The organism is Actinacidiphila paucisporea, assembly GCF_900142575.1.
Taxonomy (GTDB): domain Bacteria; phylum Actinomycetota; class Actinomycetes; order Streptomycetales; family Streptomycetaceae; genus Actinacidiphila; species Actinacidiphila paucisporea.
The window spans coordinates 293228-316119 of the sequence record NZ_FRBI01000001.1 but is presented as its reverse complement, the minus strand read 5'-3'; the positions used below and the strand labels follow the sequence as shown (position 1 = coordinate 316119).

Here is a 22892-nt window from a genome sequence, read left to right as displayed (position 1 = left end):
CCTCGTCCTCATGTCGCTCTACGCCGCTTACGCAGGCAACCTCGACGCGCGGCTGATGACCCGCCGCGCCCCGCACTCCCCGCTGCGGGGCACCGGCTGGCTGGACGGCTGGCGGCTCACCTTCGGCGGCGAGCAGATGGGCTGGGAGGGCGCGCTCGCGACCCTGGTCGAGGACCCGGCCAGCCAGGTCTTCGTGGGCCTGTACGACATCGCGCCGGTCGACGAGGAGTCGATGGACCGGTGGGAGGGCGTGCCGCTGCAGATCTACCGGCGTACGACCGTACGGGTGCACACCCTGGACGGCGACCTGGCGGCGTGGCTCTACGTGCTCAACGACTACGAGGGCGGGCTGCCCTCGGCCCGCTACCTGGGCGAGATCGCCGACGCCGCCGAGTCGGCCGGGGCGCCGCACGACTACGTGATGGGGCTGCGCAAACGCCCCTGCTGACCTGCCGCGGACCCGCGGAGGCCGCCGCTCGCGGCCCTCGCGGCGGCCGGGCGCGGCGGGCCGTCAACTGTCGGATGCTCCTATTTCGGGACTGGTCCATGTCAGGCCGTCTACGCGCGTAGGCCCTGACAGGTTACGCTCAGCGCGTGAACGCTTCTGTGAATCCCGACCCCTATGCCGCGGCCGACGCCGCCGCCGCCAGTCTGCGCGCGCTGACCGGCGCGCAGACGCACGACGTCGCCCTGGTCATGGGCTCGGGCTGGGTGCCCGCCGCCGACCAGCTCGGCACCGCGGACGCCGAGCTGCCGATCACGGAGCTGCCCGGTTTTCCGGAGCCCACGGTGGCCGGCCACGCGGGCCGGGTCCGCTCGGTACGCGTCGGAGGCGTCCGCGCCCTGGTCTTCCTGGGCCGCACCCACCTGTACGAGGGCCGGGGCGTCGCGAGCGTCGCGCACGCGGTGCGCACGTCGGTGGCCGCCGGCTGCAAGTCGGTCGTCCTCACCAACGGATGCGGCGGCCTGCGCCCCGGCTACCGCCCCGGCCAGCCGGTGCTCATCAGCGACCACATCAACATGACGGCGACCTCGCCGATCGCCGGCGCGAACTTCGTCGACCTGACCGACCTCTACTCCCCCCGGCTGCGCGCCCTGTGCCGCGAGATCGACCCCACCCTCGAAGAGGGCGTCTACGTCCAGCTCCCCGGCCCGCACTACGAGACGCCGGCGGAGATCGGCATGGTCCGCGCGATAGGCGGCGACCTGGTCGGCATGTCCACCGCCCTGGAGGCGATCGCCGCGCGCGAGGCGGGGGCGGAGGTGCTGGGCATCTCCCTGGTCACCAACCTCGCCGCCGGTATGACCGGCGAGCCCCTCAACCACGAGGAAGTGCTGGCTGCGGGGCGCGAGTCCGCGACCCGCATGGGCACGCTTCTGGCCGGCTTGCTGGCCCGCCTATGAGGCTGCCGCTGGGCTTGGGGGGTGCCACTTGCCGTGGCGGTGCGTCTTTCCCACCGATGGGGGCTGGGCGACCCGCCACAACGTCGCCGCAGGCAGGCGACGCACCGCACGGGGCAATCACCCCAGGGGCGCAGGGAACTGCGCGACCAGCCACGACGTCGCCGCAGGCGGGCGACGCACCGCACGGGGCAATCACCCCAGGGGCGCAGGGAACTGCGCGACCAGTCATGACGGACCTGCATGGAGGCAACCGTGGAAGACCTGCTGGCCGAGGCCCAGGCGTGGGCGGCGGAGGACCCGGATCCGGAGACTCGGGCGGAGCTCGATGACCTGCTCGCCCGGCAGGACGTCGAGGAGCTGACCGACAGGTTCAGCGGCACGCTGGAGTTCGGCACCGCGGGCCTGCGCGGAGCGCTGGGTGCCGGGCCCAACCGGATGAACCGGGCCGTGGTGATCCGCGCCGCCGCCGGCCTGGCGGCGTACCTGCGCGAGAACGGCGGCACCGCCGCCGTGATCGGCTACGACGCCCGCCACAAGTCGTACGACTTCGCCCGCGACACCGCCGCGGTGATGGTCGGCGCGGGCCTGCGCGCGTACCTGCTCCCCCGCCCGCTGCCCACACCGGTGCTGGCGTACGCGATCCGCCGTCTCGGCGCCGACGCGGGCGTGATGGTGACCGCCAGCCACAACCCGCCGCAGGACAACGGCTACAAGGTCTACCTGGGTGACGGCTCCCAGATCGTGCCGCCGGCGGACGCGGAGATCGCCGCCGGGATCGCGGCGGTCGGCCCGCTCGCGACCGTACCGCTGGCCGCGGACGGCTGGGACGTGCTCGGCGAGGACGTGCTGGACGCCTATCTCGACCGCGCGGTCGCGGTCCTCGCGGAGGGCGGCGCGCGCGAACTGTCCACCGTCTACACGCCGATGCACGGCGTCGGCCTCGAAATCCTGGCCGCGGCCTTCGCACGGGCCGGCTTCCCCCCGCCGCTCGCCGTCGCCGAACAGGCCGCGCCCGACCCGGACTTCCCCACCGTCGCCTTCCCCAACCCGGAGGAGCCGGGCGCGATGGACCTGGCCTTCAAGACCGCGCGGGACGCGAACCCCGACCTGGTCATCGCCAACGACCCGGACGCCGACCGGTGCGCGGTGGCCGTGCCCGACCCGGCCGCGGACGCGGGCTGGCGGATGCTGCGGGGCGACGAGTTGGGCGCGCTGCTGGCCGCGCACCTGGTACGGCGGGGCGCCGCGGAGCCCGGCCGGGACGTCTTCGCGGCGAGCATCGTGTCGTCGTCGCTGCTGTCGAGGATCGCGGCGGCCGCCGGTGTCGGCTACGAGGACACCCTGACCGGTTTCAAGTGGATCGCCCGCGTCCCGGGCCTGCGGTACGGCTACGAGGAGGCGCTCGGCTACTGCGTCGACCCGGCCGGGGTCAGGGACAAGGACGGCATCACGGCGGCGCTGCTGATCGCGGAGATGGCGGCCGAACTGCGGGCGGAAGGCCGCACGTTGGGCAACGTCCTGGACGAACTGGCCGTCGCGCACGGTTTGCACGCCACCGACCAGCTCTCGGCGCGGGTCGCCGACCTCTCCCTGATCGGCGACGCGATGGCGCGGCTGCGCGCCCACCCGCCGGCCCGGCTCGCCGGCCTGGACGTGGTGTCGGCCGAGGACCTCCAGCAGGGCGCGGACGGCCTGCCGCCCACCGACGGCCTGCGCTACCGCCTCGCCGGGGAGGCGGTGACGTCGGCCCGCGTCGTGGTCAGGCCCAGCGGCACGGAGCCGAAGATCAAGTGCTACCTGGAGGTCGTGGTCCCCGCCGGCACGGACGTGCCCGCGGCCCGCGCAAGGGCGGCGGCGCTGCTGGCCGCCATCAAGCCCGACCTGGCCGCGGCGGCGGGGCTGTAGACCGCGCCGCGAGGAGGCGGCCCTCCTGAGGGCGCTGCGCCGCTGTGTCAGCGAAAGGGCCGGGCCAAAGGGTCCTCAGCCGATCGCCAGCAGGACGATCAGGACGATCGCGCCGGCCGCCGCGGGGGCCAGGACCTCCCAGCACCAGCGCACCACCGGCCTGGTGGACTCCTCGGCCGCCGGGGTGGCCTCGGCCCGCTCGGCCAGCTCCCGCAGCTCGGACAGCGCCTGGTCCGACCAGGCACGGATGGTCGGGTCGGCCCCCGGCACGGGCCGCGATGTACGGCCGTACGCGGGCCGGCGCCCCGCCCCCGGCGTGAAGGCGTCGTCACCGGCCGCCTTCACCTTCGCGTCCTGCCGAGCGGCACGCTTGCGCGCGCGCAGCGAGACCGGGATGGCCCAGAGCTGGTACTTCTTGCCGCCCGCCAGCAGTTCGGTGGAGTACGAGGAGCGCACCGCGTCCACTCCCGCCCACGGCACCGTGATCGAGCGGAACGGGTTGCGGATCCGGATCCGGTCGGCGTTCGCGAAGACCGCGGGGCGCAGCGTGAGCGCCACGATGAGCGGCAGCGCGAGCAGCAGCGCCGCGATGGCCAGCCACGGGGTGTGGCCCTTGCCGTTGGCGATGGCGTCGCCGCCGAGCCAGCCCGCGACGACGATCAGGCCCACTCCGCCGACCATGCCGGCCATCGAGCGGTAGGCGCGGTCGGCGTACTGCGGCTGCCCGGTGCCGCCACTGCCGGTGGGCGGTGTCGGGCGGTCGGACCTGGGACTCGTCATAACGACCGATTGTGCCTGACGGCGGTGCCTTGCCGGGCCACGACCCGGTTGCGTTCCCGTCTCGACGGTGCGGTCGCTGGCCGCGGGCCGAGCCGGCCACCGGGGGCTGGGCCCCTTCCCTTTGCCAGGGGTCCTCGCGGCCCTGCCCCTCGCGGGGCGTTGCCTGGCTGCCGCCGCATGATGACTGGGCGCGCAGTTCCCCGCGCACCTAGGCCCTGCCCCTTGCGGCATGCGCTTGGCTGCCGCGCCGCCGCGGTTGCTCGCGCAGTTCCCCGCGCCCCCTGGGGGTCCTGCCCCTTGCGGAACGCGCTTGGCTGCCGCCGCATGATGACTGGGCGCGCAGTTCCCCGCGCCCCTAAGCCCTGCCCCTTGCGGCATGCGCTTGGCTGCCGCGCCGCCGCGGTTGCTCGCGCAGTTCCCCGCGCCCCTCGGGGTCCTGCCCCCTGCGGAGCGTGGCTTGGCTGCCGCCGTAACGTGGGCCCCCACCCCGAGGCCCTGCCCCCTGCCGAGGGTTGCTTGGCTGCCGCGCCGCCGCGGTTGCTCGCGCAGTTCCCCGCGCACCTCGGGGTCCTGCCCCCTGCGGAACGCGCTTGGCTGCCGCCGCATCGTGGCTGGGCTCGCAGTTTCCCGCGCCCCCGGGGGGCCCGGCCACCGGGGAGGGAGCGGGTGGCGGCGCGTCGTGGCTAGGGGGGTCGGGGGAGGCTGACCCGAGGGTGGTGTACCGCTACGCGCGTAGATATGCTGGGCTGGTGACCATGTCCTCAGTTGTTCCCGCATATGGCCCCGACGCCCCCGGGCGGCTGGCCGGCCTTGCCGATGTCACGGCGTCGGATGCCGCGCTGCGGCGGTTCCTGCACGGGCTGCCCGGCGTCGATGCCGTCGGCCTCGAAGCCAGGGCCGCCGGCCTCGGCACCCGGTCGATCAAGACGACGGCGAAGGCGTACGCCATCGACCTGGCGATCTCGATGATCGACCTGACGACCCTGGAAGGGTCCGACACCCCCGGCAAGGTCAGGGCGCTGTGCGCCAAGGGCCGCCGGCCCGATCCGACCGATCCGGGGACGCCGCACGTCGCGGCGATCTGCGTGTATCCCGACATGGTCGCGGTGGCGCGCGAGGCGCTGGGCGAGGATTCGGGGATCAGCGTCGCGTCGGTCGCGACCGCCTTCCCGGCCGGGCGCGTCGCGCGCCCGGTCAAGCTCGCCGACACCGCGGACGCGGTCGCCGCGGGGGCCGACGAGATCGACATGGTCATCGACCGCGGCGCCTTCCTGTCGGGTCGCTACATGGAGGTCTTCGAGGAGATCAGGGCCGTCAAGCAGGCCTGTGTGCGGCCCGGAGGTCCCGAGGGAGGGACGGCCGCGCACCTGAAGGTGATCTTCGAGAACGGCGAGCTGTCGACGTACGACAACATCCGCCGCTGCTCGTGGCTGGCGATGCTGGCCGGCGCGGACTTCATCAAGACCTCGACCGGCAAGGTGGCGGTCAATGCCACCCCGCCGAACACGCTGCTGATGCTGGAGGCGGTACGGGACTTCCGCGACGCGGTCGGCGTGCAGGTCGGGGTCAAGCCGGCCGGCGGCATCCGTACGTCGAAGGACGCGATCAAGTACCTGGTGATGGTCAACGAAACCCTCGGCGACGACTGGCTCTCGCCCGACTGGTTCCGCTTCGGCGCCTCCAGCCTGCTCAATGATCTGCTGATGCAGCGGCAGAAGCTCAGCACCGGCCGGTATTCCGGTCCCGACTACGTCACGGTGGACTGATCGTCATGGCCAACCAGAAGCCCAACCGGAGTGCCGACGCGAGTGCCGGCCCGAGCGCCGGCCGCAAATTCGCCTACGCGCCCGCACCCGAATCGCGCGCGGTCGTCGATCTGGCCCCGTCCTACGGGCTGTTCATCGACGGCGAGTTCACCGACGCCGCCGACGGCACCGTCTTCAAGACCGTCTCGCCGTCCAGCGAGGAGGTGCTCGCCGAGGTCGCCAGGGCCGGCGAGGCCGACGTCGACCGGGCCGTGAAGGCGGCCAGGAAGGCGTTCGCGAGCTGGGGCGCACTGCCGGGCGCCGAGCGCGGCAAGTACCTGTTCCGTATCGCCCGCATCGTCCAGGAGCGCTCGCGCGAGCTGGCCGTCCTGGAGTCGCTGGACAACGGCAAGCCGATCCGCGAGACGCGGGACGTCGACCTCCCGCTGGTCGCCGCGCACTTCTTCTACTACGCCGGCTGGGCCGACAAGCTCGCCTATGCCGGCTACGGCCGGGACCCGCGCCCGCTGGGCGTGGCCGGGCAGGTCATCCCGTGGAATTTCCCGCTGCTGATGCTGGCCTGGAAGATCGCGCCGGCGCTGGCCGCGGGCAACACCGTGGTGCTGAAGCCGGCCGAGACGACACCGCTGTCCGCGCTGTTCTTCGCGGACATCTGCCGCCAGGCGGGGCTGCCGCGCGGCGTGGTCAACATCCTGCCCGGCTACGGTGACGCGGGCGCCGCGCTGGTCGCGCACCCGGACGTCGACAAGGTCGCCTTCACCGGCTCCACGGAGGTCGGCCGGGCCATCGCGCGTACGGTCGCGGGGTCGCGCAAGAAGGTCACGCTCGAACTGGGCGGCAAGGCCGCGAACATCGTCTTCGACGACGCGCCGATCGACCAGGCCGTCGAGGGCATCGTCGACGGCATCTTCTTCAACCAGGGCCATGTGTGCTGCGCCGGGTCGCGGCTGCTGGTGCAGGAGTCGGTGCAGGAGGAGGTGCTCGACGCGCTCAAGCGGCGGATGGGCACGCTGCGGGTCGGCGACCCGCTGGACAAGAACACCGACATCGGGGCGATCAACTCCGCCGAGCAGCTGGCCAGGATCACCGCGCTGGCCGAGGCGGGCGAGGCCGAGGGCGCCGAGCGCTGGGCGCCGGCCTGCGACCTGCCCTCCGCGGGCTACTGGTTCGCGCCGACCCTCTTCACCGGCGTCACCCAGGCCCACCGGATCGCCCGCGAGGAGGTGTTCGGCCCGGTGCTGTCCGTGCTGACCTTCCGCACCCCGGCGGAGGCGGTCGAGAAGGCCAACAACACGCCGTACGGCCTGTCGGCCGGCATCTGGACCGAGAAGGGCTCGCGCATCCTGTCGATGGCGAGCAAGCTGCGGGCCGGCGTGGTGTGGGCCAACACCTTCAACAAATTCGACCCGACCTCGCCGTTCGGCGGTTACAAGGAGTCCGGTTACGGCCGGGAAGGCGGCCGTCACGGCCTGGAAGGCTACCTGGCCGACGCGGCCGACCTGACGGGCGGACCCGCGAGCGAGAAGGAGAGCGCGACCCATGAAGGTGTCTGAGCAGCAGTCGCGCCTTTCGGTGTTCAAGACCTACAAGCTGTACGTGGGCGGCAAGTTCCCGCGTAGCGAGAGCGGCCGGGTGTACGAGGTGACGGACCCCAAGGGCGGCCGGTGGCTGGCCAACGCACCGCTGTCGTCGCGCAAGGACGCCCGTGACGCGGTGGTCGCGGCCCGCAAGGCGGTGCCCGGCTGGTCGGGCGCGACGGCGTACAACCGCGGACAGGTGCTCTACCGCGTCGCGGAGATGCTGGAGGGCCGCCGCGAGCAGTTCGCGCGCGAGGTCGCCGAGGCCGAGGGGCTGTCGAAGTCCAGGGCCGCCGCCGCGGTGGACGCGGCGGTGGACCGCTGGGTCTGGTACGCCGGCTGGACCGACAAGATCGCCCAGATCGCGGGCGGCGCCAACCCGGTGGCCGGCCCCTTCTTCAACCTCTCCACCCCGGAGCCGACCGGCGTGGTGGCGGTGCTGGCCCCGCAGGAGTCCTCGCTGCTCGGCCTGGTCTCCGTGCTGGCCCCGGTGATCGCCACCGGCAACGCGGCCGTCGTGGTCGCGGCCGAGCGGTCCCCGCTGCCTGCGCTGTCCTTCGGCGAGGTCCTGGCCTCCTCCGATGTGCCCGCCGGTGTGGTGAACATCCTCTCCGGCCGCACCGCGGAGCTGGCCGCCCCGCTGGCCGCCCACCAGGACGTCAACGGCCTGGACCTGACCGGCGCGGCCGCCGACCTCGCGGTCGACCTGGAGGTGTCGGCGGCCGACACCCTCAAGCGCGTCCGCCGCCCCGCGCCCGCGCCGGAGGACTGGACCGCCGACCCCGGTACGGGCCGGCTGACGGCCTGGCTGGAGACGAAGACGGTCTGGCACCCGATCGGCGTCTGACGCCGGTGCTCAACTGCCGGTCAGCGCACCGCTGGCCGGGCCGACGACCGGCAGGGTGGCCAGCGAGCCGCCTCGCGTGACGGGGTCGGTGACCGCGGTGGTGGACAGCGGCTGGAAGTCGGCGACCTGCGTGCCGAGGCCGTTGTCCAGCGGGTCCACGCCGGTGTTCGAGAGCGGGTCGAGGGTCAGGTGGCGGACCGGGTCCACGCCGGACGCCAGCGCCCCGGTCGCGGTCCCGGTCGGCAGCGTGTCCGGCGGGAGCGCGGATTCGAGGGCGGTCGTCCCGGCGGGCGCCGGGGCGACCGGGGTGGCGGCGGCCGCGGCGCCGACGGGCGCGAGGGTCGCCGCGGCGGCGGTCAGGGTGAGGGCGAGAGCGGTACGCAGGGAGGGCATGGGCACCTGGGCTTGGTCGGGGGCGGAGACGGGTCGTTCTGGCTCAGCGTAACGGAACGGGCGCGATACGTAGTTACCCGGTGGCGGGGGATCACCCGGGCGGGGATGCGGGAGAATGGCTTCCCGTGAGTTCACTTCCCGCCCGCGTGATCCTGCTCGCCGGGCCGTCCGGCTCGGGCAAGTCCTCGCTCGCCGCCCGCGCCGGGCTGCCGGTGCTCGCCCTCGACGACTTCTACAAGGACGGCGACGACCCGTCGCTGCCCGCCCTTCCCGGCGGTACGGGGACCGACTGGGACGCGCCGGGCTCCTGGCACTCCGCGGCCGCGGTGGCCGCCATCGCCGCCCTGTGCGCGGAAGGCGCCGCGGACACCCCGGTCTACGACATCGGCGCCAGCGCCGCCACCGGCCGCGCCCGGCTGGACCTCGGCGGTGCGCCGCTCTTCGTCGCCGAGGGGATCTTCGCCGCGGAGATCGTCGGCCGCTGCCGCGAGCTGGGTCTTCTCGCCGACGCGATCTGCCTGCGCGGACGCCCCTCCACGACCGCCCGCCGGCGTTTCCTGCGCGATCTGCGCGAGGGCCGCAAGGCGGTGCCCTTCCTGCTGCGGCGGGGCTGGCACCTCATGCGCGCGGAGCGCGCCATCGTCGAGCGCCAGACCGCACTGGGCTGCCACCCCTGCGACGGTGCCACCGCGCTGGCCCGCATCCATGCGATCCCCGTCGCGGAGCCCGTCGCCCCGTAGATAGGCACGTACGGACGCACGTACGGACACAGCAGGGGGCCGGACGGCATCCCCCCCGCCGTCCGGCCCCCGTCCCCCGTTCCCCCCGTCTAGGCGACGAGCTCACCGAAAGCGGCGTCCTCGTCGCGGCCGAAGCTCAGCGCCTCGTCATCGCGCATCCGGCGCAGCGAGCGCCAGATGCTGCTCTTGACCGTGCCGACGCTGATGCCGAGTATGTCGGCGATCTCCGGGTCGGTGCGGCCCTCGTAGTAGCGGAGCACCAGCATCGTGCGCTGCTGCTCGGGCAGCCGGGCCAGCGCCTGCCACAGGACGGCGCGCAGTTCGGTGCCGCCCATCTCGTCGGTGTCGCCGACCGTCTCGGGCAGCTCCTCCGTCGGGTACTCGTTGAGCTTGCGGCGCCGCCAGGCGCTGATGTGCAGGTTGGTCATGGTGCGGCGCAGGTAGCCGCCGACGGCGGCCTTGTCGCTGATGCGGTCCCACGCCCGGTAGGTGGAGAACAGCGCGCTCTGCAGCAGGTCCTCGGCCGCGAAGCGGTCCCCGGTGAGGTGGTACGCGGTCGCGTAGAGGGAGGCGCGGCGCTCCTGGACGTAGGCCGTGAACTCCGCCTCCGCGTCCGTGGAGGGCGCCGGCGCGGCCGGCTCCAGCGGTGCGATGTACACGGGCCGCTGCCTGGCCACCGTGGTACCCGGGGTGCGTCCGGCGCCACGGGCGTACCCCCGTCCGCTCGCGGCGCCGGACATCTCGGTGGCCCTGGCAACGGAGTGCGCACGCGTCGAGTGGACCGCGGCGCTGGTGGTGCTGAGCAGTGCGTTCATGTCGCGCCCCCGTCGATGGAACCTGCAGCGTGGTTTCCGGCGTCGCAGCCTGTGCGGCGTGCGCTCTTCCGATGTGGCACCAGATTGCCGGTCCAGTTTCATGGGGCTGTCCGCCGAGTGTCACAGGCCCGCAACAGAGGTCCCGCGCGCCGGGCATGAGTCGTCCCCGCACTTCATCAGGCCACCAGAGGTAGGCAACAATGTCCGGCGTGCCCTTCCTGTTGCTGATCGAGGATGACGACGCCATCCGTACCGGTCTCGAACTCGGACTGTCCCGCCAGGGTCACCGCGTGGTGGCCGCGGCGACGGGCGAGGACGGCCTGAAGCTCCTCAAGGAGCAGCGTCCCGACCTGATCGTGCTCGACGTGATGCTGCCGGGGATCGACGGCTTCGAGGTGTGCCGGCGCATCCGGCGCACCGACCAGCTGCCGATCATCCTGCTCACCGCGCGCAGTGACGACATCGATGTGGTGGTCGGACTGGAGTCCGGCGCCGACGACTACGTGATCAAGCCCGTGCAGCCGCGGGTGCTCGACGCGAGGATCCGGGCGGTGCTGCGCCGCGGCGAGCGGGACAGCACCGACTCCGCCGCCTTCGGCTCGATCGTCATCGACCGCAGTGCGATGACGGTGACCAAGGACGGCGAGGACCTGCAGCTCACCCCGACCGAGCTGCGGCTGCTGCTGGAGCTGAGCCGCCGGCCCGGACAGGCGCTGTCCCGCCAGCAGCTGCTGCGGCTGGTGTGGGAGCACGACTACCTCGGCGACTCGCGCCTGGTGGACGCCTGCGTCCAGCGGCTGCGCGCCAAGATCGAGGACGTGCCGTCCTCGCCGGCCCTGATCCGTACCGTCCGCGGTGTCGGCTACCGCCTGGACACGCCGCAGTGACCTCTGGCCCAGGCGGTGGCAGGTGGGGGTCGCGCTTCCCGCGCTGGACGAGCCTGCGGCTGCGGCTGGTCGCGGTCTTCGCGGCGGTCGCGCTGACCGCCGCGGTGTCGGTGTCCGGCATCGCGTACTGGCTGAACCGTGACGCCGTGCTGACCCGTGCCCAGAACAGCGCGCTGAACGACTTCCGCGACTCCTTGCAGCGCAACGCCGCGCTGCTGCCGGTCGCCCCGACCTGCCAGTCGCTGCAGACCGCGGCGGGCCGCATCGGGGGCCCCGACACCTACCAGGTGGTGCTGATCAGCACCGGGCCCGACGGCCAGGAGTGCGCGGCGCCGTCGAACCGCGACGTCTTCACGCTCGACGACGTACCGGCGACGCTGCAGAAGGCCGTCAACACCGTGCACGGCAACGACCGGAAGTACCACCTGCACTGGGAGCGGATCTCCCTGCAGAGCCGGCCGTATCTGGTGGCCGGCGCGCGGATCAACGGCGACGGGCCGACCGGCTACATGCTCAAGTCGCTGGACGCCGAGCGCAAGGACCTCAACTCGCTGGCCTGGTCGCTGGGCATCTCCACGCTGCTCGCGCTGATCGGTGCCGCGCTGCTCGCGCAGGCCGCCGGCGCGGCGGTGCTGCGCCCGGTGCGGCGGCTCGGCGAGGCCGCGCAGCGGCTGGGCGAGGGGCATCTGGACACCCGGCTGAAGGTGTCGGGAACCGACGAGCTGGCGGAGATGTCGCGGACGTTCAACAACGCGGCGGAGGCGCTGGAGAACCGGGTCGAGGAGCTGAGCGCCCGGGAGGCGGCGAGCCGCCGCTTCGTCGCGGACATGTCGCACGAGCTGCGTACCCCGCTGACCGCGATCACCGCGGTCAGCGACGTGCTGGAGGACGAGGCGGAGGCGCTCGACCCGATGATCGCGCCCGCGGTGCGCCTGGTGGTCAGCGAGACCCGGCGGCTGAACGAACTGGTGGAGACGCTGATGGAGGTCACCCGGTTCGACGCGGGTACCGCGAAGCTGCGGGTGGACGAGGTGGACGTCGGCGAGCAGGTGATGGCCTGCATGGACGCCAGGGCCTGGCTGGACTCGGTGGAGCTGGACGCGCCCCGCGGGGTGCTCGCCACGCTCGACCCGCGCCGGCTGGACGTGATCATGGCGAACCTGATCGGCAACGCGCTCAAGCACGGCGGCTCGCCGGTCCGGGTCACCGTCCGCGGGGACGGCGAGGGCGACGGCGACATCGAGGTGGCGGTCACCGACCACGGCCCCGGCATCCCCGAGGACGTGCTGCCGCACGTCTTCGACCGCTTCTACAAGGCCGACGCCTCCCGGGCCCGCTCCGAGGGCAGCGGCCTGGGCCTGTCCATCGCGCTGGAGAACGCGCACATCCACGGCGGCGGCATCACCGCCGCGAACGACCCTTCCGGCGGTGCCGTCTTCACCCTGCGGCTGCCCCGCCACCCGCGCGAGGAGGAGGCCTCCGACGCGGTCAACGGCGGTTCCCCCGACGGCCTGCCGGGCGGTACGCGATGAGCCGGCGTTCCGGCGCCGCGCTGCTCGCGGTCCTGTCACTGGCCGCCGGCCTGACCTCCGGCTGCGGCATCCGTACGACCTCCGTCCCCGTCGACGCGGGCCCCGCCCCCTCGCGGGTGTCCTGCGCGGTGCCGTCCCCGGAGAATTCGCCCGACGTGGCGGACGCGCAGGTCGTGCAGGTCTACCTGGTGTGCGGGATGCAGACCACGCCGGTGCCGCGGACGGTGCAGGTACGCCCCCGCCCGGCCGACCGGGTCGAGCAGGTCAGGGAGCTGGTCGCGCAGCTCCAGCGCAGCGTGCTCGCGGCCGAGGCGAAGGCCGACTTCAGCACGACCGTCCCGGGCACCCTGGAGGTCACCGGGCCCGAGCCCGGCGACCCCGCCGACGCGCTGCGCCTCGGGGAGCCGATCGAGGACCTGCCGTCCTTCGCGCTGGCGCAGATCGTCTGCACGATCGCCGCGAGCCCGCTCGCCTCGCCCGGCCGCAGCGTCGTCCTCGGCGGCACCGAACACGGCGCCGAGCTCCGCCGCTACACCTGCACCCCCGACCTGCGGACGCGTCCGCAGGCGGCGGACACCGCCGGCAGCCAGACCTGACCGGGCGGGCTCCCGCCGCGCCGGCGGACGCCCCGGGGGCGCGGGGACGTGCGGGGGGTCACACCGGGGGAAGGGGAACCGAACGGTCACATTCCCGCGTCTTGGGCGCTGTGCAGCACGATGGCTCTCCGTACCGGGTGCGCGCGGCCGGGCTCCTGCTGACCGCCGCGTATCTCGCTTTCGCCGCCTGGGTGCTGCTGCGCCCGCACTACGTGCCCTGGGTGCCGTCACCGAACCTGCGGCCGTTCGGCACGATCAGGGCGGACCTGGCGATGGGACCCGGGCAGGCGGCACGCCGCCTGCTGGCCGGGCTCGGCCTGCTCGCCCCGCTGGGCATACTGCTGCCGACGGCCGGCGGCCGGGTCGACACCTCGGGCGTGGCGTCCTTCGTGCGTACGGTCTTCGCCGGGCTGATGGTGTCGATCTCGGTCGAGTTCTCCCAGACCATGGTGCCGGGCCAGCTCTTCGACGTGGACGCGCTGATCCTCAACACGACAGGGGTCGCCCTGGCCCACCTTCTCGTCGTCCCGGCGGTCCGCCGTCACCTACGGCGGCGCGGTGCCCCACAGGGGCGCGTGGACATACCCCGGGGCGAGGCTCCGAGGAGCAACCGGGCCGACCGGCCCGCCACCGTCGCACGGACCGTCACCGACCCGAAGGGGCCGTTGCTGCCGCAGCCGGACCACCGGCCGGTGGGCGGCTGACCGCGCGACTCCACGCGCCCCCGCCGGGTGCGGCCTCACCCGGCGTCAGCCACCGAGCGGCAGGCCTCCGAGGAGCCCGGAGACGGGAGCGACATGGTTGCCGTCGAGGTGGTTGCCGTGGGGCAGCAGGCTCGTGGGGTTGGCCGGGAGGGCCGACGTGCCGACGGGGAGGGCGCCGAGCACAACGGGGGGAGAGGTGGCGGACGCGGTGCCCGCGGCCGCGGCGGCAAAGGCCAGGCCGAGCGCGCCGGCCGCGAGAGTCTTCTTCGATCGAGTCTGCATGACTCCGGAACGTAGCCATCTCCTCGCCCGCCGTGCAACCGGCGTGGCGTGACCGCGCCGCCCGCGGGAACTCCCGGGGGGGCGCCCGCCCCTCAACCCTCGCCGACGGCGGACCCGCTGGCCAGCGGCCTTTCCGCGGTCGTCTGGTCGAAGAGCCATTCGGCCTTCAACTCGGCATAACCGGGCTTGATCACCTCGTTGATCATGGCCAGACGTTCATCGAAAGGGATGAACGCTGATTTCATCGCATTGACGGTGAACCACTGCATGTCGTCGAGGGTGTATCCGAACGCCTCGACCAGGTGCTCGAACTCCAGGCTCAGACTCGTCCCCGACATCAGGCGGTTGTCGGTGTTGACCGTCACCCGGAAGTACAGCCGCCGCAGCAGTCCGATCGGATGGTCGGCATACGAACTGGCAGCACCCGTCTGCAGATTGGACGTCGGGCACATCTCCAGCGGTACGCGCTTGTCGCGGACGTACGACGCAAGCCGACCGAGCGAGACCTGGCCGCCGGGCCCGGCCTCGATGTCGTCGATGATCCGCACCCCGTGGCCCAGCCGGTCCGCACCGCACCACTGGAGCGCCTGCCAGATCGACGGCAGGCCGAACGCCTCACCGGCGTGGATGGTGAAGTGGTTGTTCTCCCGCTTCAGGTACTCGAACGCGTCGAGGTGCCGGGTGGGCGGGTAACCCGCCTCCGCGCCCGCGATGTCGAAGCCGACGACACCCGAGTCGCGGTAGGCGTTGGCCAGTTGGGCGATCTCCTGCGAGCGGGCCGCGTGCCGCATCGCGGTGAGCAGCGCCCCCACCCTGATCCGGTTGCCCCCGGAGCCCCCGGCCCGGAAGGTGCCCCCCTCCCGCGCCCGCCGCTCCCCCTCGCGGAAGCCGGCGTTGACCGCCTCCACGACCTCTTCGAGGGTGAGGCCGCCTTCGAGGTGCTGCTCCGGCGCGTACCGCACCTCGGCGTAGACGACGCCGTCGGCCGCCAGATCCTCGGCGCACTCGGCGGCGACCCGGAAGAGCGCGTCACGGGTCTGCATCACCGCGCAGGTGTGCGCGAAGGTCTCCAGATACCGCTCGAGCGAGCCGGAGTCGGCGGCTTCCCTGAACCACGTCCCGAGCTTGTCGGGGTCGGTCTCCGGGAGCGCGTCATAGCCCGTCTCACGTGCGAGGTCGACGACGGTGCCGGGACGCAGGCCACCGTCCAGGTGATCGTGCAGCAGCACCTTGGGGGCACGTCGGATCTGTTCCCGGGTCGGAACGCCCGGTTTCGGGTTCTGCATGGTCGAAACTGTACGCCCTACGCGCGTAGAACTCGCGGACAGGGCAAATATTTTCCGCCCGGCCATACTGTGCACACCCCCGGGTCTGCCATCGTTGCGCCATGGCTTCACAAGCATTACCGGCGCGTGGCGCACGGCTCGGGCGCCCGGTCGCGCCCGGCCTCGTGCCGCCGGCCCGGCAGCGCGGGAGATCCGACGAGGGCGCCACCGGCGCCACCGTCCGCGCCGTCGTGCTCGCGCTGCCGGGCGGCGACGCGCTGAGCACCCGGCGCCGCTCCCCCGTCGCCGCCGCCGTCATGTGGCCGCTGGCCAGGCACCTGGTCCGCCAGGGCCACGCCGACGGGGTCGCCGCGCACGTCGTCCACTACCGCTTCCGCGGCTGGAACGGCGGCCACGCGCATCCCGCGGAGGACGCGGAGTGGGCCGTGGGCGAGGCGGTCCGCCGGTACGGCGACGTGCCGGTGTGCCTGCTCGGCATGGACATGGGCGCGCGCGCCGCACTCCACGCCGCCGGGCACCCCGCGGTGGGCTCCGTGGTGGCCCTCGCGCCCTGGCTCCCAGGCGGCCCGGAGCCCGAGCCGGTCAAGCAGCTGATCGGCCGCCGGGTGCTGCTCGTGCACGGCACGCAGGACGATTCCACCGACCCCGACCTCTCCTACCGCTTCGCGGAACGGGCCAAGAAGGTCAACCGGCAGGTCTGCCGCTTCGAAGTGCACTCCGACGGCCACGGTCTCCACCAGCACCGGGCCGAGGTCTTCGCCCTCACCACGGACTTCGTCCTCGGCTCCCTGCTCGACCGCCCGTACGCCCGCCCCGTCGCCGACGCGCTTGCGGCTCCGCCGCCCCTGGGACTGCGCATGCCCCTGGCCACGGGTTTCGGCCGCTCAATGCGCCCCTAGCGCCGGCAGGACCCCGCAACTGCCCCTTGAGGTGCGCCCCTTGCCCGCGGCCGCGTCCCCTGAGGTGACTGCCCCTTGCGGTGGCGTTCGCATCTTTCCCGCCTTCTCGGCGGGGCGCTCCGTGTCCCCCAGCGCTCCGCCTGGGGTACCCCCACGCGCCCCTTTGGGTCCTGCGTCCTCCTACGCCCAGCGATGGCCCCTGCCACGGAGCCAGCCCCTTGCGCAGGAGGGCACGCGTTTTTCAGGGGCGCGGGGAACTGCGCGCCCCGCCGAAGAGGCGGGAAAGGAGCAACGCACCTCAAGGGGCAGCCCCCAGGGGCGCGTGGGGGTACCCCCAGGCGGAGCTCGGAGGGAGAACTGCGCGCGCAACCGTCGTGCGGCGGCACCCGGGGGCCGGGAACGGCGACCCCGCAGGGGGTGTTCAGGCGATCCGGTCCAGCACGATCGGCCCCGCCGTGAAAGCCGTGGGCTCGGGCGAGACCGAGAAGGCGCCCTCCAGAGCCTCCTGCGCGTACGGGAACTTTTCCGGCGTGTCCGTGTGGAGCGTCAGCAGCGGCGTGCCCTCCTGGACGTGGTCGCCCGGGCGGGCGTGCCATTCGACGCCGGCTCCCGCCTGGACGGAGTCCTCCTTGCGGGCGCGGCCGGCGCCGAGCCGCCACGCGGCGACGCCGACGGCGTAGGCGTCCAGCGCGGTGAGCACCCCGGTCGCGGGGGCGGCGATGACGTGCTGCTCGCGGGAGGTGGGCAGCGCGGCGTCGGGGTCGCCGCCCTGCGCGCGGATCATGCGGCGCCAGACGTCCATCGCGGAACCGTCCGCGAGGGACTTGGCGGGGTCGGCGTCCGGGAGGCCGGCGGCGGCGAGCATCTCGCGGGCCAGGGCGAGGGTGAGTTCGACGACGTCGGCGGGGCCGCCGCCGGCCAGGACCTCGACGGACTCGCGGACTTCGAGCGCGTTGCCGGCGGTCAGGCCGAGCGGGACGGACATGTCGGTGAGGAGCGCGACGGTGCGCACGCCGTGGTCGGTGCCGAGGCCCACCATCGTGGCGGCGAGTTCGCGGGCGTCGGCGAGGGACTTCATGAAGGCCCCGGAGCCCACCTTCACGTCGAGCACGAGCGACCCGGTGCCCTCGGCGATCTTCTTGGACATGATGGAGGAGGCGATCAGCGGGATCGCCTCGACCGTGCCGGTGACGTCGCGCAGCGCGTAGAGCTTCTTGTCGGCGGGTGCGAGGCCGTCCCCGGCGGCGCAGATGACCGCACCGGTGTCGCCGAGCACAGCGAGCATCTCCTCGGTGGACAGTGACGCCCGCCAGCCGGGGATGGACTCGAGCTTGTCGAGGGTGCCGCCGGTGTGGCCGAGGCCGCGTCCTGACAGCTGCGGCACGGCGGCGCCGCACGCGGCGACCAGCGGGGCCAGCGGGAGGGTGATCTTGTCGCCGACGCCGCCGGTGGAGTGCTTGTCGGCGGTGGGCCGGGCGAGGGAGGAGAAGTCCATCCGCTCGCCGGAGTCGATCATCGCGGCGGTCCAGCGGGCGATCTCGGCGCGGTCCATGCCGTTGAGCAGGATCGCCATGGCGAGCGCGGACATCTGCTCGTCGGCGACCACGCCGCGGGTGTACGCGTCGACCACCCAGTCGATCTGCTCGTCGCTGAGCCGGCCGCGGTCGCGCTTGGTGCGGATGACGGTGATGACGTCCATGAATGTCCTCGCGGAGTGGGGCCGCCGGGCCGGTCCGCCCGGGTGGGCGGACCGGCGCGGCGGCCGGTGGTGTGGGCGGGCCGCCGGGCGGCGCGGGCGGGGGCCGTAGGGGCGGCGGCGCGATGGGCCGGCCGCCCCGGCGGACAGGGGCCCGCTACCGCCGGAGGTCTTCCGCCCCGAAGGCGTCGGGCAGGATCTCGCGCATGGGGCGGACCCCGGAGGCGGTGTCGACCAGCAGTCCGGGGCCGCCGTTCTCCCACAGCAGCTGGCGGCAGCGGCCGCACGGCATCAGCAGGGAGCCGTGGCGGTCGACGCAGGTGAAGGCGGTGAGGCGGCCGCCGCCCGAGGCGTGCAGGGCGGAGACCAGGCCGCATTCGGCGCACAGGGCGACCCCGTAGGCCGCGTTCTCGACGTTGCAGCCGACGACGGTGCGCCCGTCGTCGGTGAGCGCCGCGGCGCCGACAGGGAAGCCGGAGTAGGGCGCGTAGGCCCGCTTCATGACGTCCCTGGCGGCGGCGCGCAGCGCCTCCCAGTCGACGGTGGCGGGGAGTGTCATCCGCCTTGCCCCTTCCGGTACGGCAGCCCGTCCGCCTTGGGCATCCGCAGGCGTTGCGCGGACAGGCCCATGACCAGCAGCGTGGCCACGTACGGCGACGCCTGGACGATCTCGTCCGCGACGGTGTCGGTGGTCAGGTACCAGACTGCCAGCAGTACCGCGAAGCCCAGCGCGAAGCCCGCCGACAGGTACGCCTTGCGGACGTACTTCCAGATCGCCATCGCCAGCAGCAGCACCGCGAGCAGCAGGAGCAGCGCGTGGACGGAGTCGCTGCCGCTGCGCAGCTGGAGGCTGTCGGCGTAGCCGAACAGGCCCGCGCCCATGGCGAGGCCGCCGGGGCGCCAGTTGCCGAAGATCATCGCGGCGAGGCCGATGTAGCCGCGGCCGCTGGTCTGGCCTTCGAGGTAGAAGTGCGTGCCGATGGCCAGGAAGACGCCGCCGAGCCCGGCGAGGCCGCCGGAGACCATGACGGCCACGTATTTGTACAGGTAGACGTTGACGCCGAGGGATTCGGCGGCGACCGGGTTCTCACCGCAGGAGCGCAGCCGCAGGCCGAAGGACGTACGCCACAGCACGAAGAAGGTGGCGACGAAGAGCACCACGGCCAGCAGCGTCAGCGAGGAGATGCCGGTGACCAGGCCGCCGACGATGCCGGCCAGGTCCGAGATCAGGAACCAGTGGTGCTTCTCCAGGCTCGCCATCCAGTGGGAGAGGCCTGGCACGGTGAAGGACTTGATGTCGTTGATGGGGGGCGACTGCTTGGGCGTGCCGCCCTCGGTCGCCGCCTTGCCGACGTTGAAGATGCGCTTGGCGAGATACGCGGTGACGCCCGCGGCCAGGATGTTGATGGCCACACCGGCGATGATCTGGTCGACGCCGAAGGTGACGGTGACGATCGCGTGCAGCAGGCCGCCCGCCATGCCGCCGAGGATGCCGGCGAGTACGCCCATCCACGGGTTGAGGCTCCAGCCGGCCCAGGCGCCGAAGAAGGTGCCGAGGATCATCATGCCTTCGAGGCCGATGTTGACCACGCCGGCCCGCTCCGACCACAGGCCGCCGAGGCCGGCGAGCGCGATCGGCACGGCGCCGGTCAGGGCGCCGGCTATCTGCCCGGAGGAGGTGACGTCGTCGGCGCCGGCGATGGCGCGCACCGCGGAGACCACGATCAGCGCGGCGGCCACGACCAGCATGATCACCGGGACGGAGAGCCGGGTCCTGCGGGCCTTGCCACCGGCCGTGCTGGGTGCGGCGGGCGGCGGGGTCTGGGTAGCGGTGGCAGTCACGCCGTCACCTCCTGCTTGTCGTCGGAGCCGGCCGCGGCGAGTTCCGCTCCGACCTGGCGCTGCTGCCGTGCGAGCCCGTAGCGGCGCACCAGCTCGTAGGCGATGACGACGGCGAGCACGATGGCGCCCTGGATCACGCCGACGATCTCCTTGTCGTAGCCCTCGAACTCCAGGCCGTTGGAGGCGCGCTCCAGGAAGGCCCAGAGCAGCGCGCCGACCGCGATGCCGATCGGGTTGTTGCGGCCGAGCAGCGCCACCGCGATACCGGTGAAGCCGATGCCGGCCGGGAAGTCGGTGCTGAACTGGTAGGACTGGTTGAGCAGCGTCGACATGCCGACCAGGCCGGCCATCGCGCCGGAGATCAGCATGCTGACGATGACCATCTTCTTCACGCTGACGCCGCTGGCCTGCGCCGCGGACTCCGAGCGGCCCACCGAGCGCAGGTCGAAGCCGAAGCGGGTGCGGGACAGCACGAACCAGTAGACGACGCCGGCGAGGCCGGCGAAGACGATGAAGCCGACCACCGGGTCGGTCTGGGTGGTGAAGTTGAACAGGTGGCTGCCGGACGGGATCGGCTTGGTGGTGATGGTGTTGGCCAGCTTGTCGGTGACCCCGAGTCTGCCGTCCTGCAGGAAGTACCCGATGACGATGCCCGCGATCGAGTTGAGCATGATCGTGGAGATGACCTCGCTGACCCCGCGGGTCACCTTCAGCACGCCGGCGATCGCCGCCCACGCGGCGCCCACCACCATGGCGGTCAGGATGATGATCGGGATCTGGATGATGCCGGGGATCGACATCGAGCCGCCGACGGCGGCGGCGAAGAAGGCGGCCAGGCGGTACTGGCCGTCGACGCCGATGTTGAACAGGTTCATCCGGAAGCCGATGGCCACCGCGAGACCCGACAGGTAGTAGGGGGTCGCCTTGTTGAGGATGTAGACCTGGCTGTCGGACTTGCTGCCGTAGGTCAGCATCACGTGGAAGGCGTGGAAGGGCTCCTTGCCGCTGGCCAGCAGCACCAGCCCGGTGACGATCAGCGCGCCCAGTACGGAGAGCACCGGTGCGGCCAGGCCCAGCAGGACCCGGTCCTTGTCGAACTTCTTCATCGGTCCTCTCCCCCGGACTCCCCGGACTCCCCGGACTCGCCGGGCGCTTCCGGATCCTCCGGCTGGTGTGCGAGGTGGCCCGCGGCCGCTCCGGTCATGGCGGAACCCAGCTCCTGCGGGGTGATGGTGGCGGGGTCGGCGTCGGCGACCAGCCGGCCGCGGTACATCACCCGCAGGGTGTCGGACAGGCCGATCAGCTCGTCCAGGTCGGCGGAGATCAGCAGCACCGCCAGGCCCTCCCGGCGGGCGGCCCTGATCTGGTCCCAGATCTGCGCCTGCGCGCCGACGTCCACGCCCCGGGTGGGGTGCGCGGCGATCAGCAGCTTGGGCAGGTGGCTCATCTCGCGGCCGACGATCAGCTTCTGCTGGTTGCCGCCGGACAGCGACGCGGCCGGCACCTCGATGCCGGGCGTGCGGACGTCGTACTCCTCGACGATCCGCTCGGTGTCCCGGCGGGCGGCGCCCGGGTCGATGAGGAAGCCGCGGCTGTTGGGGCGCTCGGTGACATGGCCGAGGATGCGGTTCTCCCACAGCGGCGCTTCGAGCAGCAGGCCGTGCCGGTGGCGGTCCTCGGGGATGTAGCCGACGCCGTCCTCGCGGCGGCCGCGGGTGGGGGTCCGGGTGATGTCCTTGCCGTCCAGCGTCAGCACGCCGGCGTTCAGGCCGCGCATGCCCATGACGGCCTCGACCAGTTCGGCCTGGCCGTTGCCCTCGACGCCGGCGATGCCGAGCACCTCGCCCTTGTGGATGGTGAAGGCGATGTCGTCGAGGACGGTCCGTTCGACGCCCTCGGAGTCGGTCTCGAACATCCGCAGGCCCTGCACGGTGAGCATCGGCTCGGTCGTGACGGTGGACTCGCGGGTCTCCGGCGAGGGCAGTTCGCTGCCGACCATCAGCTCGGCGAGCTGCCTGGCGGTGGTCTTCTTCGGGTCGGCCCCGCCGACGGTGGTGCCGCGCCTGATGACGGTGATCTCGTCTGCGACGGAGAGCACCTCGCCGAGCTTGTGCGAGATGAAGATGACGGTCAGGCCCTCGGACTTGAGCCCGCGCAGGTTCTCGAAGAGCGCGTCGACCTCCTGCGGGACCAGCACCGCGGTCGGCTCGTCCAGGATCAGGATGCGGGCGCCGCGGTAGAGGACCTTGAGGATCTCCACCCGCTGGCGGTCGGCCACGCCCAGGTCCTCGACCAGCACGTCGGGCCGCACCCCGAGGCCGTAGGCGTCGGATATCTCCGCGATACGCGCGCGGGCGCGGCCGCCGATGCCGTACGTCTTCTCGCTGCCGAGGACGACGTTCTCCAGCACGGTGAGGTTGTCGGCGAGCATGAAGTGCTGGTGCACCATGCCGATACCGCGGGCGATGGCGTCGCCCGGGTCGCCGAAGACGGCCGGCTCGCCGTGGATCGCGATGGTGCCCTCGTCCGGCTTCTGCATGCCGTAGAGGATCTTCATCAGGGTGGACTTGCCGGCGCCGTTCTCGCCCACGAGGGCGTGCACGGTGCCGCTGCGCACGGTGATGTCGATGTCGTGGTTGGCGACGACACCGGGGAACCGCTTGGTGATGCCGCGCAGCTCGACGGCGGGTGGACTCGTGGACGCGTTGATGGCGCACTCTCCTCGGGGGAAAGGCTCGGGGCGGTGGCGGGGCTCGCTGGGGGCGGCGCTCGGGGGTGGTGGTCGAACGTATCGCGGGAGGGAAGGCGAAGGGGCCGCGGGCAGAACGCTACGCGCGTAGCACCGGCTTTTCACAGCACGGATCCGTCACGACCGGACGGACCCGGGCGGAAAACGGTCCGGACCGTGACCGAGGCCCGGCGGGGGGCTGCCGCCGCAGCA

At 72.9% G+C, this 22892-nt stretch carries 22 protein-coding genes; 12 read left to right on the top strand and 10 right to left on the bottom strand.

Going from position 1 to position 22892, the window contains the following annotated elements; translation table 11 throughout:
- Nucleotides 1-10 precede the first annotated feature (10 nt).
- The 3 genes from BUE44_RS01525 (at nt 11) to BUE44_RS01515 (ending at nt 3309) form a co-directional block, all read left to right on the top strand.
- The gene (locus tag BUE44_RS01525; protein WP_073492761.1) at nt 11-448 is read left to right on the top strand and encodes a gamma-glutamylcyclotransferase; all 438 of its coding nucleotides are present in this window, start codon (nt 11-13) and stop codon (nt 446-448) included.
- Nucleotides 449-594: 146 nt separating this feature from the next.
- Nucleotides 595-1404, top strand: a complete 810-nt coding sequence (locus BUE44_RS01520; RefSeq protein WP_073492759.1) for a purine-nucleoside phosphorylase — start codon at nt 595-597, stop codon at nt 1402-1404.
- A gap of 240 nt (nt 1405-1644) precedes the next feature.
- Nucleotides 1645-3309: a phospho-sugar mutase gene (locus BUE44_RS01515; RefSeq protein WP_073492757.1), complete on the top strand. Its 1665-nt coding sequence runs from the start codon at nt 1645-1647 to the stop codon at nt 3307-3309.
- Nucleotides 3310-3384: 75 nt separating this feature from the next.
- On the opposite strand, the gene BUE44_RS01510 is transcribed toward BUE44_RS01515, so the two are convergent.
- Complete coding sequence (locus tag BUE44_RS01510; protein ID WP_073492755.1) at nt 3385-4089, bottom strand: PH domain-containing protein; 705 nt, start codon at nt 4087-4089, stop codon at nt 3385-3387.
- Between the two features lie 755 nt (nt 4090-4844).
- Here BUE44_RS01510 and deoC point away from each other — a divergent pair.
- Genes deoC through BUE44_RS01495 form a run of 3 tightly spaced genes read left to right on the top strand, consistent with a single transcriptional unit; the run spans nt 4845 to nt 8279 of the window.
- Nucleotides 4845-5855, top strand: a complete 1011-nt coding sequence (deoC, locus tag BUE44_RS01505; RefSeq protein WP_079189438.1) for a deoxyribose-phosphate aldolase — start codon at nt 4845-4847, stop codon at nt 5853-5855.
- 5 nt (nt 5856-5860) lie between these two features.
- A complete protein-coding gene (locus tag BUE44_RS01500; RefSeq protein ID WP_079189390.1) occupies nt 5861-7408 on the top strand; it encodes an aldehyde dehydrogenase family protein in 1548 nt (515 codons plus the stop codon).
- Nucleotides 7395-8279, top strand: coding sequence for an aldehyde dehydrogenase family protein (locus tag BUE44_RS01495; protein WP_073492751.1), 885 nt, complete (start codon nt 7395-7397; stop codon nt 8277-8279). The genes BUE44_RS01500 and BUE44_RS01495 overlap by 14 nt, the downstream gene beginning before the upstream one ends.
- A gap of 9 nt (nt 8280-8288) precedes the next feature.
- Here BUE44_RS01495 and BUE44_RS01490 read toward each other — a convergent pair whose 3' ends face one another.
- Entirely contained in the window at nt 8289-8672 is a 384-nt protein-coding gene (locus tag BUE44_RS01490) for a hypothetical protein (RefSeq protein WP_073492749.1), read from the bottom strand.
- Nucleotides 8673-8797: 125 nt separating this feature from the next.
- On the opposite strand from BUE44_RS01490, the gene BUE44_RS01485 reads away from it, so the two are divergent.
- Complete coding sequence (locus BUE44_RS01485; protein ID WP_235001856.1) at nt 8798-9412, top strand: ATP-binding protein; 615 nt, start codon at nt 8798-8800, stop codon at nt 9410-9412.
- Between the two features lie 89 nt (nt 9413-9501).
- Here the strand turns inward: BUE44_RS01485 and BUE44_RS01480 are convergent, their stop codons facing one another.
- Nucleotides 9502-10227, bottom strand: a complete 726-nt coding sequence (locus tag BUE44_RS01480; RefSeq protein WP_073492745.1) for a SigE family RNA polymerase sigma factor — start codon at nt 10225-10227, stop codon at nt 9502-9504.
- 209 nt (nt 10228-10436) lie between these two features.
- On the opposite strand from BUE44_RS01480, the gene BUE44_RS01475 reads away from it, so the two are divergent.
- The 4 genes from BUE44_RS01475 (at nt 10437) to BUE44_RS01460 (ending at nt 13946) form a co-directional block, all read left to right on the top strand.
- On the top strand, nt 10437-11114 hold the full coding sequence (locus BUE44_RS01475) for a response regulator transcription factor (protein ID WP_198535922.1): 678 nt from the start codon (nt 10437-10439) through the stop codon (nt 11112-11114).
- Entirely contained in the window at nt 11111-12646 is a 1536-nt protein-coding gene (locus BUE44_RS01470; RefSeq protein ID WP_073492743.1) for a sensor histidine kinase, read from the top strand. Before BUE44_RS01475 ends, BUE44_RS01470 begins: the two co-directional genes overlap by 4 nt.
- Nucleotides 12643-13242: a hypothetical protein gene (locus tag BUE44_RS01465; RefSeq protein ID WP_073492741.1), complete on the top strand. Its 600-nt coding sequence runs from the start codon at nt 12643-12645 to the stop codon at nt 13240-13242. The genes BUE44_RS01470 and BUE44_RS01465 overlap by 4 nt, the downstream gene beginning before the upstream one ends.
- Nucleotides 13243-13343: 101 nt before the next feature.
- The gene (locus tag BUE44_RS01460; RefSeq protein WP_073492739.1) at nt 13344-13946 is read left to right on the top strand and encodes a VanZ family protein; all 603 of its coding nucleotides are present in this window, start codon (nt 13344-13346) and stop codon (nt 13944-13946) included.
- A 45-nt stretch (nt 13947-13991) separates the two neighbouring features.
- Here the strand turns inward: BUE44_RS01460 and BUE44_RS01455 are convergent, their stop codons facing one another.
- Together BUE44_RS01455 and BUE44_RS01450 are read right to left on the bottom strand one after the other, a co-directional pair.
- Nucleotides 13992-14228: a hypothetical protein gene (locus BUE44_RS01455; RefSeq protein WP_073492737.1), complete on the bottom strand. Its 237-nt coding sequence runs from the start codon at nt 14226-14228 to the stop codon at nt 13992-13994.
- A 92-nt stretch (nt 14229-14320) separates the two neighbouring features.
- A complete protein-coding gene (locus BUE44_RS01450) occupies nt 14321-15514 on the bottom strand; it encodes an adenosine deaminase (RefSeq protein ID WP_073492735.1) in 1194 nt (397 codons plus the stop codon).
- A 101-nt stretch (nt 15515-15615) separates the two neighbouring features.
- Between BUE44_RS01450 and BUE44_RS01445 the strand changes: the two genes are divergently transcribed.
- Nucleotides 15616-16413 (top strand): dienelactone hydrolase family protein, encoded by a 798-nt coding sequence (locus BUE44_RS01445; RefSeq protein ID WP_073492733.1) that lies wholly within the window; start codon nt 15616-15618, stop codon nt 16411-16413.
- A 421-nt stretch (nt 16414-16834) separates the two neighbouring features.
- Here BUE44_RS01445 and BUE44_RS01440 read toward each other — a convergent pair whose 3' ends face one another.
- From BUE44_RS01440 to BUE44_RS01420, 5 genes are all read right to left on the bottom strand, one after another.
- The gene (locus tag BUE44_RS01440) at nt 16835-18112 is read right to left on the bottom strand and encodes a thymidine phosphorylase (protein WP_073492730.1); all 1278 of its coding nucleotides are present in this window, start codon (nt 18110-18112) and stop codon (nt 16835-16837) included.
- 154 nt (nt 18113-18266) lie between these two features.
- A complete protein-coding gene (locus BUE44_RS01435; protein ID WP_073492728.1) occupies nt 18267-18668 on the bottom strand; it encodes a cytidine deaminase in 402 nt (133 codons plus the stop codon).
- Complete coding sequence (locus tag BUE44_RS01430) at nt 18665-19951, bottom strand: ABC transporter permease (protein ID WP_073492726.1); 1287 nt, start codon at nt 19949-19951, stop codon at nt 18665-18667. Before BUE44_RS01430 ends, BUE44_RS01435 begins: the two co-directional genes overlap by 4 nt.
- Complete coding sequence (locus tag BUE44_RS01425; protein ID WP_073492724.1) at nt 19948-21057, bottom strand: ABC transporter permease; 1110 nt, start codon at nt 21055-21057, stop codon at nt 19948-19950. Before BUE44_RS01425 ends, BUE44_RS01430 begins: the two co-directional genes overlap by 4 nt.
- A complete protein-coding gene (locus tag BUE44_RS01420; protein ID WP_407639980.1) occupies nt 21054-22805 on the bottom strand; it encodes an ABC transporter ATP-binding protein in 1752 nt (583 codons plus the stop codon). The genes BUE44_RS01425 and BUE44_RS01420 overlap by 4 nt, the downstream gene beginning before the upstream one ends.
- Between the last annotated feature and the right edge of the window lie 87 nt (nt 22806-22892).

Coding starts and splice junctions, on each gene's coding strand:
- BUE44_RS01515 (WP_073492757.1), top strand. CDS start 1,645: ATGGAGGCAACCGTGGAAGACCTGCTGGCCGAGGCCCAGGCGTGGGCG.
- BUE44_RS01455 (WP_073492737.1), bottom strand. CDS start 14,228: ATGCAGACTCGATCGAAGAAGACTCTCGCGGCCGGCGCGCTCGGCCTG.
- BUE44_RS01490 (WP_073492749.1), bottom strand. CDS start 8,672: ATGCCCTCCCTGCGTACCGCTCTCGCCCTCACCCTGACCGCCGCCGCG.
- BUE44_RS01425 (WP_073492724.1), bottom strand. CDS start 21,057: ATGAAGAAGTTCGACAAGGACCGGGTCCTGCTGGGCCTGGCCGCACCG.
- BUE44_RS01435 (WP_073492728.1), bottom strand. CDS start 18,668: ATGACACTCCCCGCCACCGTCGACTGGGAGGCGCTGCGCGCCGCCGCC.
- BUE44_RS01480 (WP_073492745.1), bottom strand. CDS start 10,227: ATGAACGCACTGCTCAGCACCACCAGCGCCGCGGTCCACTCGACGCGT.
- BUE44_RS01525 (WP_073492761.1), top strand. CDS start 11: ATGTCGCTCTACGCCGCTTACGCAGGCAACCTCGACGCGCGGCTGATG.
- BUE44_RS01495 (WP_073492751.1), top strand. CDS start 7,395: ATGAAGGTGTCTGAGCAGCAGTCGCGCCTTTCGGTGTTCAAGACCTAC.
- BUE44_RS01440 (WP_073492730.1), bottom strand. CDS start 18,112: ATGGACGTCATCACCGTCATCCGCACCAAGCGCGACCGCGGCCGGCTC.
- BUE44_RS01465 (WP_073492741.1), top strand. CDS start 12,643: ATGAGCCGGCGTTCCGGCGCCGCGCTGCTCGCGGTCCTGTCACTGGCC.
- BUE44_RS01445 (WP_073492733.1), top strand. CDS start 15,616: ATGGCTTCACAAGCATTACCGGCGCGTGGCGCACGGCTCGGGCGCCCG.
- deoC (WP_079189438.1), top strand. CDS start 4,845: ATGTCCTCAGTTGTTCCCGCATATGGCCCCGACGCCCCCGGGCGGCTG.
- BUE44_RS01500 (WP_079189390.1), top strand. CDS start 5,861: ATGGCCAACCAGAAGCCCAACCGGAGTGCCGACGCGAGTGCCGGCCCG.
- BUE44_RS01450 (WP_073492735.1), bottom strand. CDS start 15,514: ATGCAGAACCCGAAACCGGGCGTTCCGACCCGGGAACAGATCCGACGT.
- BUE44_RS01510 (WP_073492755.1), bottom strand. CDS start 4,089: ATGACGAGTCCCAGGTCCGACCGCCCGACACCGCCCACCGGCAGTGGC.